The organism is Methylorubrum suomiense (assembly GCF_022179765.1).
Taxonomy (GTDB): domain Bacteria; phylum Pseudomonadota; class Alphaproteobacteria; order Rhizobiales; family Beijerinckiaceae; genus Methylobacterium; species Methylobacterium suomiense.
The window spans coordinates 59,215-70,830 of sequence record NZ_BPRE01000003.1 but is presented as its reverse complement, the minus strand read 5'-3'; the positions used below and the strand labels follow the sequence as shown (position 1 = coordinate 70,830).

10 protein-coding genes are annotated in these 11,616 nt (G+C 71.1%); 5 read left to right on the top strand and 5 right to left on the bottom strand.

Annotated elements, in window-relative coordinates:
• Positions 1 to 201 precede the first annotated feature (201 nt).
• Together MFF26_RS05735 and MFF26_RS05730 are read left to right on the top strand one after the other, a co-directional pair.
• Positions 202 to 1,353, top strand: coding sequence for an HD-GYP domain-containing protein (locus MFF26_RS05735; protein ID WP_137830910.1), 1,152 nt, complete (start codon positions 202 to 204; stop codon positions 1,351 to 1,353).
• Between the two features lie 199 nt (positions 1,354 to 1,552).
• Positions 1,553 to 2,749: a GGDEF domain-containing protein gene (locus tag MFF26_RS05730; RefSeq protein WP_238307732.1), complete on the top strand. Its 1,197-nt coding sequence runs from the start codon at positions 1,553 to 1,555 to the stop codon at positions 2,747 to 2,749.
• A 7-nt stretch (positions 2,750 to 2,756) separates the two neighbouring features.
• Here the strand turns inward: MFF26_RS05730 and speB are convergent, their stop codons facing one another.
• A complete protein-coding gene (gene speB / locus MFF26_RS05725; RefSeq protein ID WP_238307731.1) occupies positions 2,757 to 3,707 on the bottom strand; it encodes an agmatinase in 951 nt (316 codons plus the stop codon).
• Between the two features lie 200 nt (positions 3,708 to 3,907).
• Here speB and MFF26_RS05720 point away from each other — a divergent pair, with 200 nt between their 5' ends.
• Positions 3,908 to 4,189: a glycine-rich domain-containing protein gene (locus MFF26_RS05720; protein ID WP_238307730.1), complete on the top strand. Its 282-nt coding sequence runs from the start codon at positions 3,908 to 3,910 to the stop codon at positions 4,187 to 4,189.
• A 51-nt stretch (positions 4,190 to 4,240) separates the two neighbouring features.
• On the top strand, positions 4,241 to 5,404 hold the full coding sequence (locus tag MFF26_RS05715) for a TIGR04222 domain-containing membrane protein (RefSeq protein WP_281405180.1): 1,164 nt from the start codon (positions 4,241 to 4,243) through the stop codon (positions 5,402 to 5,404).
• Between the two features lie 38 nt (positions 5,405 to 5,442).
• Here the strand turns inward: MFF26_RS05715 and MFF26_RS05710 are convergent, their stop codons facing one another.
• The 4 genes from MFF26_RS05710 to MFF26_RS05695 form a co-directional block, all read right to left on the bottom strand.
• Positions 5,443 to 5,757, bottom strand: coding sequence for a hypothetical protein (locus MFF26_RS05710; RefSeq protein WP_137830912.1), 315 nt, complete (start codon positions 5,755 to 5,757; stop codon positions 5,443 to 5,445).
• Between the two features lie 119 nt (positions 5,758 to 5,876).
• Complete coding sequence (locus MFF26_RS05705; RefSeq protein WP_137830913.1) at positions 5,877 to 7,859, bottom strand: putative bifunctional diguanylate cyclase/phosphodiesterase; 1,983 nt, start codon at positions 7,857 to 7,859, stop codon at positions 5,877 to 5,879.
• A 288-nt stretch (positions 7,860 to 8,147) separates the two neighbouring features.
• Positions 8,148 to 9,431 carry a bifunctional phosphopantothenoylcysteine decarboxylase/phosphopantothenate--cysteine ligase CoaBC gene (gene coaBC, locus MFF26_RS05700; protein ID WP_137830914.1) on the bottom strand — a complete coding sequence of 428 codons (1,284 nt, stop codon included), beginning with the start codon at positions 9,429 to 9,431 and terminating at the stop codon, positions 8,148 to 8,150.
• Between the two features lie 157 nt (positions 9,432 to 9,588).
• A complete protein-coding gene (locus tag MFF26_RS05695) occupies positions 9,589 to 10,671 on the bottom strand; it encodes a polyphosphate kinase 2 family protein (RefSeq protein WP_137830915.1) in 1,083 nt (360 codons plus the stop codon).
• 137 nt (positions 10,672 to 10,808) lie between these two features.
• On the opposite strand from MFF26_RS05695, the gene MFF26_RS05690 reads away from it, so the two are divergent.
• On the top strand, positions 10,809 to 11,405 hold the full coding sequence (locus MFF26_RS05690; protein ID WP_137830916.1) for a histidine phosphatase family protein: 597 nt from the start codon (positions 10,809 to 10,811) through the stop codon (positions 11,403 to 11,405).
• Positions 11,406 to 11,616: the final 211 nt, after the last annotated feature.

Below are 11,616 nucleotides of genomic sequence, written 5' to 3'. Positions count from 1 at the left end.
CCGGACCTGGGCTCGCCTGCGATCGTAGAGATATTAAACGCGAAGGTTGTATCGGTGCAGTGAACTTCTGATATCTTCGAACGATTCGAAAAGATGTCTTGGGGCGCGGCCGCGAAAATCGCCAAGCTTTTCGCAACGCATTTGTTGTAATCGGGGCGAGGCCGCGTCCGAGTCGGGAGGCTTACGGCCGACGGATGCCCCATGAAGGACCGCTCCCAGAACCGTTTCGTCTGTCTCGTTTCCGATCGTCGGGAGCGGGCGGAACGGCTGGCGCACGGCATCGACTTGGTCCTGCCCTGCCGGGTGATCGAGCCCAACGCCCCTCTGCCCACCGGGCAGCCGGTCGCCTTCGTCATCGACATCGCCGCCGACCGGGCGGAAGCCGATGGTGGCATCTGGATCGAGCGGCTGGCGGGGCTGATCCGCGCGCGGGCCATTCCCTGCCTCTATCTCGCCCGCGGCAACACCGCTCAGGACGCGGCGGCGTCACGGCTGTTCGGCGCCCCCGTGGTGATCGATCCGCACGGCTCGGCCGGGATCGTCCCGACCCTGCGGCGCTTGGTCGAGGCGACGCAGGGGGCGCCCCCCTCTCGCGAGGCCGGACCGTCGGAGCGAAGTCCGGGAGCGACCGCGCCGCAGGCCCGGGTCGGCGCCGCCACCCGCCTCGTCACGCGCCTGTTCGACAACGCCGCCGCAGGCCGGCCCCCGAGCGTGGAGGAAGTGGAGGCGGGCACCACGATCGTGCTCGATACCGTGTCCGAGATCGGCATCCGCGCTTGGCTCGACCTCGTCTGGCGGCATGACATCCAAGTCTACCAGCATTCCCTGAGCGTGGCGGGCTTCGCCGCCGCCTTCGCGGGCCAACTCGGCTTCTCCTACGCCGATCGGCGCCGCCTCGCCCGGGCCGCCCTGCTGCACGATGTCGGCAAGGCCCTGATCCCGCTGGCCATCCTCAACAAGCCCGGTGCCCTGACCCCGGACGAGATGCGGATCATGCGCGCCCACGCGGCCCTCGGCGCCGACCTGCTCGCCCGGGAGGCCGCGTTCGGTCCCGAGATCCTCGACGTGGTGCGCTATCATCACGAGCGCCTCGACGGCTCGGGCTATCCCGAGGGTCTGACCGCGGCGCGGATCGGCGATCTCGTGCGGCTCGTGGCGATCTGCGACGTGCACTCGGCCCTGACCGAGCGGCGGGTCTACCGCGCACCGATGACCCATGCCGAGGCCTTCGCGGTGATGGAGGCGCAGGCCGGCCAGCTCGATCCCGACCTGCTGCGGGCCTACCGTCCCGTCGTCGCGCGCGCTGCCGGAGTCGAAACCGGTCAACCGGCGCGGCAGATCGATCCGTGCTGATATCCGCACATCCGCACGGCGCGTCGGTTGGGCCGGGGCGCCCTTCGGCGCATGCATTGCTTGGAATTTTTCAAAAATATTCGCCGTTTTTTCGCAGTTGAAGCCAATTCGGTGCGGGATTGTCTGTAAATACCGTTTCGTAACGAAACCGGACCTAGACTTGCCGCAGGGACCGGTTCGAAGCCGGGAAGCCCGAGCCGTGACCGTCCGGGCCCGCATGCGCGACACCGCGAGACTCTATTCACCGCCGCGAACGCGGCTCGCGCGCTGGCTCGCCGAGCCGGGCCGCGACGTGCCCGAGCCGATCCGGATCGCCCTGATCGCCAATCTCTACGGAACGCTGCCGATCTTCGCGGGCGGCGTCGCCAACACGATCCTGGTCGCCGCAGTGATCGCCGCCCGCCTGCCGCAGCCGCAGATCCTGGCTTGGCTGGTGCTGGAGGTGGCGATCTGCCTGAGCCGGCTCGTGGTGCTGATCGTCGCCGACCGCGCCGCGCGGGCGGGGCGCCCGACGCCGACCGATCTCAACCTGCTCCTCGCCGTCGCCTGGGCGGGCAGCCTCGGCTACGGCACCTTCGTCACCCTCGTCTCGGGGGATTGGGTGGCGGCGACGCTCGCCTGCCTGTCCTCGGCGGGGATGGTGGGCGGCACCTGCTTCCGCAACTTCTCCGCCCCGCGGCTGACCGCCGTGATGATCGCGCTGACGCTCGGGCCCTGCTGCCTCGGAGCGGCGGTGGCGGGCGAGCCGCTGCTGGCCGTCACCTTCGTGCAGATCCCCTGCTATCTCCTGGCCATGACCCGGGCGGCCTACCGTCTGAACGCGCTCCTCGTCGCCACCATGCGGGCCGAGCGGGAGAATGCCGATCTCGCCCTCCACGACGGGCTGACCGGCCTGACCAACCGGGCCGGGCTGACGGCGGCGTTCGAGCGCAGCGCGGCCTCCGGCCTGCTCTATCTCGATCTCGACGGCTTCAAGGCGATCAACGACACCTATGGCCACGCCGTCGGCGACCGCCTGCTCCAGAGCGTGGCCGAGCGCATCGCCGACGAGGCCGGCCCCGGCGCGATCCCGGCGCGGATCGGTGGGGACGAATTCGTGGTGCTCTGCTCCGGGCAGGGGCGGGGGGGCTTGATCGATCTCGGCGGGCGGCTGATCGCCCGCATCTCCACGCCTCACCCGATCGGGCCGGAGGGCCAGTCCCTCGCGGTCGGCCTCAGCGTCGGTATCGCCCTGGCGCCCGATCACGGGACCGGTCTCGCCGCCCTGATGCGCGCGGCCGATTCCGCGCTCTACCGGGCCAAGTCGCTGGGCAAGGGCCGCTGCAGCGTCGCCTCGCGCCAGGCCTCCGAGACCCTTCCGGAAGCCGTGATCGAGGCGGAGCGGCTGCGCGCCTGAGAACGGATCAGGCGACCTCGCCCGCGGCGGCGCGCGCACCGACCCGCTCGGCCAGCAGGCACAGGATCTCGAACAGGAGGCCCGCGCCGGCCAGGGCGGTGATGCCGGTCGGATCGAGGGAGGGGGCGACCTCGACGAGATCGGCACCGACGAGGTCGACCCCGCGCAGGCCCCGCAGCAGGTGCAGGGCCTCCCGCGTGGTGAAGCCGCCGATCTCCGGCGTACCGGTGCCGGGCGCGAAGGCCGGATCGAGGGCGTCGATGTCGAAGCTCAGATAGGTCGGCGCCCCGCCGACCACGGCGCGGATCTCCGCCGCCACCTCCGGCAGGCCGCGGGCGCAGACCTCCTCCATCTCGATGATGCGGATGCCCTGCATCTTCGCCCAGTCGCGCTCGTCGGCGGCGTCCATGCTGCCGCGGATGCCGATCTGCACGCAGCGTCGCGGATCGAGGGCACCCGCCTCCACCGCCCGCCGGAACGGCGTGCCGTGGGTGAGCCGGGATCCGCCATACTGGCTGTCGTCGGTGTCGCTGTGGGCGTCGATATGGATCAGCCCGAGCGGGCGGCGCGCGCCCAGCGCCCGCAGCACCGGGAAGCTGACGAAATGGTCGCCGCCGACCGAGAGCGGCACGATGCCGGCCTCGGCGAGGGGCCGGAAAAACGCCTCGATGCGCCGGTCGGTCTCGGCGACATCGACCGGATTGACCGGCACGTCGCCGAGATCGGCGCAAGCCGCGAGGGCGTAGGGCGCCACCCCCGTGGCGTGGTTGAGCGCCCGTGTGCCGGTCGAGGCCTCGCGCACCGCCCGCGGCCCCAGCCGGGCGCCGGGCCGGTTCGTGGTGGTGCCGTCGAACGGGATCCCGATCAGCCCGATCTCGATCGCGCCCGGTGCCGCCTCGGGCGCGAGCACCGGCAGCCGCATGAAGCTCGACAATCCCGAGAAGCGCGGCGTCTCCATCCCGGAAGCCGGCCGGAAGCGTGCGAGGCGCCCGGTTCGCTCCTGCCCTGAGCCTTGCCCTGCCCCTTGCCCTGCCCCTTGCCCTGCCCCTTGCCCCGCGCCGTTCGCCGTCATGTCTGCCTCCCGCCCCGCCCAGCCACCCATCAAGCTGGCCCATCGCGTCCCCGCATCAAGCGAGGCTGTGAGTCGGGATGCATCCCGTGATAGTGTCGATCGCGAATCGGCAATCCCTGAGGGCACCGATGGTGGAGATCGAGCGCATCGCCTGGACCCCGGAGCAGCGGGCCCTGTGGGACCGGGTCGCGGCCCATCCCTTCGAGCGGAGCGACCACGCCCTCGATTTCACCGCCCGGCTCGCCCGCGACCATGGCTGGGACCTGCCCTTCGCCCGGGACGCGATCGAGGAATATCGCCGCTTCTGCTTCCTGGCCGCACTTTCCGATACGCCGGTGACCCCGAGCGAGGAGATCGACGCGGTCTAGCACCAGCACCTGACCTATTCGCGCGATTACTGGGAGATCTGGTGCAAGGCGGTGCTGCGGGTGCCGCTCCACCACGACCCGACCGCGGGCGGTCCCGTCGAGGGGCGGCGCTTCCGGGCGCATTATGCCGATACGCTCGCCCTCTACGAAGCCCATTTCGGCCCGCCCGATCCGCTGTTCTGGCCCGGCTTCCGCGGGCGGTTCCGCGACCGGCCGCGCTATCGCGCGATCGACGGAGACCGCGTGTTCGTTCTGCCGCGGCCGCGCTTCCTGCGCGGCCGTTTCCGCGGAGTAATCGCCGTCGCGCTCCCCTACGCCTGTGCCCTCACGGCGCAGCCGGCCCGAGCCCTTCCGCTCGATCCCCTCGATGGGCGGGGCCCGGATCTTCTCGCTCTCTACCTGTTCCTGGCGATCGGCGGCCTGATCCTGGCCCTCATCCTGGGCAACCGCCTGCGCGTCGACACGCAGGACGGCCTCACGCCCGACGATCTCGAACTCCTGGAGGTCGCGTGGCTCGCGGGCGGGGAGGGCCGGGCCGTCCGGACGGTGGTGGCCGGGCTGATCGAGGCCGGCGCGGCGCACCTGACCCCGAAGAGCACCCTGCTCTCCGGACCGGAGATCAGGGTCGAGCCGGGCGGCGACCCGCTGCCCGATTTTCTCGCCCCGTTCCGGGGTCTCGTCCAGGGCCACGTTCACGGCCACGTCTCGCAGGGCGCCCTGCATCGGTCGGTGCGGGAAAGGCTGCCGCCGCTGCGGGCCGAACTGGAGCGGCGGGGCCTCGTCCCCGCCGCCGCGCTCCGAGCACGGACGGTGCGCAGCATCCTGTTCGTACTCGGCCCGGTGGTCCTGTTCGGGATCGCCGGGGCTCTGACGGAGGCGTCCCACGGGCGGCCGATCGGGGCTCTCGTCCTGGCGATCCTCGTCACGATCGCGCTCGGCGCGCTCCTGATCGCCCAATTGCCGGATCGCACCGAGCGGGGCGAGGGCACACTCAACCGATACCGCTCCCGTTTCCGGCGGGCGGCGGAGGCACCGCGCTCCGAAGAAGTGCTGTTCGCCTTCGCCCTCGGCGGTGGCGCGGCGCTGACCGGCACGCATCTCCAGGCCTATGGCCGGAGATCGGGCGGCGGTGGCGATGGCGGTTTCGCCGGTGTCGGTTGCGGGGGAGGCGGCGGCAGCTGCGGCGGCGGATGCGGGGGAGGCGCCTGCGGTTGACCGCCGCCCTCGCTTCCCCCTCGCTCTTCCCTGTCCGATCAGCCGCCCTGCTTGCGCAGGCTGCTCGCTTCCCCGGAGCTGTTGGTCGACGGCCCGGTCGGACCGCTGGCATTGGTGGCCGCCCCGGCGTCGGAATCCTCGTCCGTCCGGCGGGCGCCGACATGGTCGTGATATTGCTCGGTCTGGACGTGGCGGCTGTCGAGGCCGCGCTCGTCCGAATGCCGGGACTTGTCGCGGTTGCTCAGAACCTGGTTCTCGCCGAGCACCCCCTCGGGCAGCTCGGTCATGGCGCCGCTGCCATCACCCTTGCCCTGCGTTCCCGGACCCATGCTGTGTCGGTCGGCCTTGGCCATGGCGTCGCTCCTCATCGCTCGCGGTCTCGTGAGGGGCCGGAACTGGGCGCCGGATCGAGGGCGACAACCCGTCGGCGGCAGATTGCCTCGCCGCTCGCGGAATGGGCGAGGGTCCCGGATCAGGCGATCAGCCGCTGCTCGGATGCGTCCCCGCCAGCGCCACGCTCGATGACCGCCAGGCTGTCCAGTAGGGCGGTCATGCGCATGGGCTTGCCGATCAGGTAGCCCTGCAGGAAGCGGCCGCCGAGACGATGCAGGATCGTCCGTTGCTCCTCGGTCTCGACGCCCTCGACGACGCAGGACAGGTCGAGGTTCCGGCAGAAATCCAGGATGGTGGCGACGATGCGCTCGCCGCGGGCCGAGTGCAGGTCGGCCATGAAGCTGCGGTCGATCTTCACCCGGTCCAGCGGCAGGCGGTGGACGTAGCTCAGGCTCGAATAGCCCGTCCCGAAATCGTCGAGCGCGATGCGGATGCCGAGCGCGCGCAGCAGCGTGATGCCTTCGCGGGCGCGCTCGAAATCCCGCATCAGCGCCGTCTCGGTCAATTCCAGGGTGAGGCGCCGCGGATCGAGCCCGCTCTCCCCCATGATCGCCAGGATGGCGGCGACCGTCTCGCGGGAGACGAGGTCGTGCGCGGAGAGGTTGAAGGAAAGGCCGATCTCCGGTGGCAGGCGGGCGGCGTCGGCCAGCGCCTTGCGCAGCAGGGTCGCCGTCAGCCGATGGATCGCGCCGCAGCGCTCGGCGGCGGCGATGAAGCGGTCCGGCGTCACCCGGCCCAGGATCGGATGCGTCCAGCGCGCCAATCCCTCGACCATGACGACGCGGCTCGTCCGTAGATCAAGGATCGGTTGGACATGCACTTCGAGCTGCTGGGCGAGATCGGGGCTGTGGAGCGCGTCCTCGATAGTGCGCTCGGTGCGGATGGCGCTCTCGTGCTCCTGCGAGAACACCGTCGTGTGGCCGCGTCGATGAAGCTTCGAATGGTAGAGGGCATAGTCGGCCCGGTCGAACAGCTCCGCCGCCGTGCGACCGGCGCTGGGAAACAGGGCGAGGCCGGCGGAGCAGCCCGTCGTGACGAGCGCTTCCCCGAGCCGGATCGGGACCCGGAGGGCCTCGCAGATCCGGGCGCAGACCTCCGCCGGATCGCCGCCCTCCGCCGGTCGGCGGAGGAGGGCGCCGAATTCGTCGCCGCCGAGCCGCGCCACCACCACCTCCGCCCCGGCGAAGGCGGCGAGCCGCCGCCCGGTCTCCTGAAGGACCCGGTCGCCGGCCTTGTGGCCGTAGGTGTCGTTGATCGGCTTGAACCGGTCGAGATCGAAGATCGCGAGGGCGAACGGAAGGCCGTCCTCGGCCGCCTTCGGCGCCGTTTCCTCGGTCAGGGCTTCGACCTGCTGGAAGAAGGCGCGGCGGTTGGGCAGCCCGGTCAGGCTGTCGGTCAGGGCGAGGCGCGCATTCTCCTCGGCGAGCCGCTCCGCTTCGAGCTGCGACCGCGTGAGCTTGATGAAGGCGAGGAAGTTGTTGACGAGAATGCGCCCCATGATGACCGTCACGAAGGTCGTGTTGAGGGCGATGGCGATGAACACCGCGTTGCCGGACACCAGGCAATAGGCCGGGAACGCGACCGTCACGATCAGCGCGACGCCGAGGGCGGCGATCGGCAGGTGCGTCAGGCAGAACATGCAGCCGATCACGGTGATGGCGACGAGGATCGCCATGTGCCCCTGCTCGTAGGGCCCTCCATGGACGCTGAGGGCGAACGACCAGCCGAGGAAGACGACCGACAGCGCGATGGCCAGGATGCCCGTGAGGCGCAGGTGCCGTCGCGCTTCGTGCCCGGACAAGGTCTCCGGTTGCAGCCGCCACCATTGGACCAATCGGGTCGCGGACAGCGCCACGAACAGGGCCGGGAAGGCGAGGGTGAGCCAGGCCGGCGCGAGGCCGATATGGGTGAAGGACAGCGCGCAGGTGTTGATCGAGAGCAGCGCGTAGAGCGAGACGATCTGAGCGCGCAGCTCGGTGATCTGCCGGACGGCGATGCGGTCGCAGGGACGGGCGAATAAGTCCTCTATCAGGACCTTGCGAATCCAATGGTCGGAAAACATGCAGCCGCGATCTCGAAAAATCGCGCAGATGTGATCCGGCGGACTTTAACAATTGATGACCTGTCACAGGCGTCCGGGGTCGGGTTCGCGGATTCCCGCAGGATCACCGGGCCGGTCGGGTTCACCAGCGATGCGCCGGCGGCACGCGGCCGCTTCGAGGCCGGCCATGCTCCGCCTCGAGCGCGGATCTCGAGCGATCGGCCCGAAAGAGGGATGCCGGCTTGGGGGAAAGCCGATGCAGGACACGAGCTTCGGCGCCGATCCGGATCCGAAATCCAGGACGATTTCCTAGCCCCTTCGGGCCTCCAGCAACGCGGCGAAGCGCGCCACCAAGCGCCGGCCGACCTCCTCCTTGTCGAGCTTCGGCCACGTCTCGACGCTGCCGTCGCGGGCGACGAGATGCACGGTGTTCTCGGATCCGCCCATCACGCCGCCCTCCGCCGAGACGTCGTTGGCGACGATCAGGTCGCAGCCCTTCCGCGCGATCTTCTTGCGTGCGTTATCGAGGACGGCATCGGTCTCCGCGGCGAAGCCGACCACCAGGGGCGGGCGCCCCTCGGCGCGGGCCGAGATCGTGGCGAGGATGTCGGGATTCTCGACGAGGGCGAGGGGGGCCGGCGCGTGGCCGTCCTTCTTGATCTTGGCATCCCGCGTCTCCGCCGGACGCCAGTCGCCGACCGCCGCGGCGAAGACCGCGAGATCGGCCGGGAGCGCCGCCTCGACGGCGGCCAGCATCGCGCGGGCGCTCTCGACGCGCACCACCGCGACGCCCGCCGGATCGGGGATGGTCACCGGCCCTGAGACCAGCGTGACGCGCGCGCCCGCCGCCGCGGCGGCCGCGGCGACCGCGTGGCCCTGGCGGCCCGAGGAGCGGTTGGCGAGGTAGCGCACCGGATCGATCGCCTCGTGGGTCGGCCCGGAGGTGACCAGCACGTGCCGCCCGGCCAGTTTTTTCGGAACTTCGCGGCCAGCCAGGAACCCGAAGTCGCGAGGCTCCGAGCGTTGCACCAGCATCGCCTCCAGCGCGTCGGCGATCTCGTGCGGCTCGGCCAAGCGTCCGGGGCCGAACTCCGCCTCGGCCATGGCGCCCTCGTTCGGGCCGACCACCGCGACGCCGTCGCCCTTCAGGGTTGCGAGATTGCGCTGCGTCGCCGGGTGCAGCCACATCCGCACGTTCATGGCCGGCGCGATCAGGATCGGCAGGGTGGTGGCGAGCAGTACCGTCGCGGCGAGATCCGGCGCGTGGCCGGTCGCCATCCGGGCCATCATGTTGGCGGTGGCCGGCGCCACCACGACGGCGTCGGCGTCGCGGGCGAGGCGGATATGGCCGATCTCGGCCTCGCTCTCCCGGTCGAACAGGTCGGTATGCGCCCGCTCGCCCGCGAGCGACGCCGCCGCCAGCGGCGTGATGAATTCCTGCGCCGATTCGGTGAGCAGCGGGCGCACTGCGGCGCCCCGATCGCGCAGGCGCCGGATCAGGTCGAGGGCCTTGTAGGCGGCGATCCCGCCGCCGACGATCAGCAGGATGCGACGGCCGGCCAGCGGACCGGGAGCGGAGGGCGAGCGGGACATGGCCGCAGAACGAGGTTTTTTGCGGCCGCGCGTCAAGGGGAGGAGCGCGTTACGGGCACAGGGCATGGCCCGCTGACCGGCGCGGGGGAGCGTTCAGATCCTCCTCCGCCCGCTGCGTCGACGATCGCGGGACGACCCGGACCGTGACCGCTGCGCCTCAATCCGGCACCTTGAGGCCCTCGAGTCCCTCCCGCGGCGGGGGAAAGCGCGGGTCCATCGCCTCCAGGGTGTCGGCGATGGTGCGGGCCACCATGAGATTGCGGGCCCATTTGCGGTTGGCCGGAACCACGTGCCAGGGGGCGTAGGGGGTCGAGCAGCGCGAGAGCGCGTCGTCGAAGGCGGTGCGGTAGGCGTCCCAGCTCTTCCGCTCGACGAGGTCGGCGGGGTCGAACTTCCAGTGCTTCTCCGGGTCTTCGAGGCGCGCCTCCAGGCGCTCCTTCTGCTCGTCCTTGGAGATGTGCAGGAAGAACTTCAGGATCGTCGTGCCGGAGAGCGTCAGCAGCCGCTCGAAATCGTTGATCAGGCCGTAGCGCTCGCGCCACGTCTCCTCGGGGACGAGCCCCTTCACCCGCACCACCAGAACGTCCTCATAATGGCTGCGGTTGAACACGCCGATGAGGCCGCGGCCCGGCGCCTTGGCGTGGTAGCGCCAGAGGAAATCCTGATCGAGTTCCTCCGCGCTCGGCACCTTGAACGACCAGACCCGGCACCCTTGCGGGTTCACGCCCTCCAGCACCGAGCGGATGGTGCCGTCCTTGCCGCCGGTGTCGATCGCCTGGAACACCACGAGGAGCGAGCGGCGATGCTCGGCATAGAGCTTCTCCTGCCACGCCTTGATCCGCGCGTGCTCCCCGGCGAGCGCCACCTTGGCCTCGGCCTTGTCGAGGCCGCCGGTGGCGTCGGGATCGACCGAGGCGAGGGAGAAGCGCGTGCCGGGCTCCACCGTGACGATGCCGGGGGCGGGCCGCGGCAGGCGCGGATGCAGATGCGGCGACAGGCTCGGCGCGGTGCCGCCCATCCCGGCATCCACGGCCCGCGCCCAGGCGGCGGAGGAGGGCGGGTGATGGTCGGCGCGCGCCTTTCGCGCGTCCTTCCGAGTCTCCGCGTCGGCCTTCTCCGCCCTGTTCTCGGCCTTCTTGCCCTTCGTCTTGCCCGTGTGCTCCGCGTCACCCTGCGACGCTGTTTCCCGGTTTTTCCCCGTCTCCGGGCCGTCCGCGTCCTTGCCGTTCGTCTTGCTCATGCCGAAGATCACTCGCTCGTGAGCCGATCGCGGGGCTGAGGCCCGCGGGGAGGGGAAGCTTTGAGCCCCAAACAGACGCGTCGCCCCCGCCGTTCCCGCCCCGGTCTGGCGGGACCGCCTGCCGGGAGCCGGGCGGCGTGAGCGAGACGCCGACGATTTACTTCCTGCGCCACGGCCAGACCGATTGGAATGCGGAAGGACGGCTCCAGGGGCATCGCGACATCGATCTCAACGCCCACGGCCTCGCGCAGGCCGGGGAGGCGGCGGAGCGGCTGCGGCGCGTGGCCGGGGCGGTGTTGCCCACCGCCGACTACGTGGCGAGCCCGCTGCTGCGCACCCGCCGGACCATGGAGACCGCGCGCGCCCGCATCGGCCTGCCGCCGACGGGCTACCGCACCGACCCGCGCCTGCGGGAGATCGGCTTCGGCAGCTGGGAGGGCCATACCTGGGCCGAGATCCGGCGGCGCGACCCCGCAGGGGCCCTCGCCCGCGACCGCGACCGCTGGGGCTACCGTCCGCGCGGCGACAATGCCGAGAGCTACGCCATGGTCGAGGCCCGGGTGGAGGAGGTCGTGGCCGAACTGCGCCGCCCCACCGTGATGGTCTCCCATGGCGGCGTCGCCCGCGCGCTCCTCGTCATCCTCGGCCATCTCGACATCCGTGCCGCGGTGCGGATGGGCATCCGCCAGGGCAGCGTCCTCGTCCTCGACGCCGAGGGGTGGCGCTGGACCTGAACGCGCCGCGCGGCGGCGCTGCGGCCATGCGTCCAAACCCTTCTCGCAAGATCCGTCTCGCAAGACGCGTCTCGGATGTCCCCGCCCTCCTCTTCGGTTCGGCGCCCATCCGTGCCGGGGTCACGGGCGGTCGACCGGGTTCCTTCGCCGGTCAGCAGGTGTATGGGACGCCTCCGAGGGCCGGAAGGCGGCGCGATCCCGTCGCAAAAGC

Excerpts from the sequence above, each read along its gene's own strand:
- MFF26_RS05695 (WP_137830915.1), bottom strand. The coding sequence starts at position 10,671 with ATGAGCAAGACGAACGGCAAGGACGCGGACGGCCCGGAGACGGGGAAA.
- MFF26_RS05710 (WP_137830912.1), bottom strand. The coding sequence starts at position 5,757 with ATGGCCAAGGCCGACCGACACAGCATGGGTCCGGGAACGCAGGGCAAG.
- MFF26_RS05705 (WP_137830913.1), bottom strand. The coding sequence starts at position 7,859 with ATGTTTTCCGACCATTGGATTCGCAAGGTCCTGATAGAGGACTTATTC.
- MFF26_RS05735 (WP_137830910.1), top strand. The coding sequence starts at position 202 with ATGAAGGACCGCTCCCAGAACCGTTTCGTCTGTCTCGTTTCCGATCGT.
- coaBC (WP_137830914.1), bottom strand. The coding sequence starts at position 9,431 with ATGTCCCGCTCGCCCTCCGCTCCCGGTCCGCTGGCCGGCCGTCGCATC.
- speB (WP_238307731.1), bottom strand. The coding sequence starts at position 3,707 with ATGGAGACGCCGCGCTTCTCGGGATTGTCGAGCTTCATGCGGCTGCCG.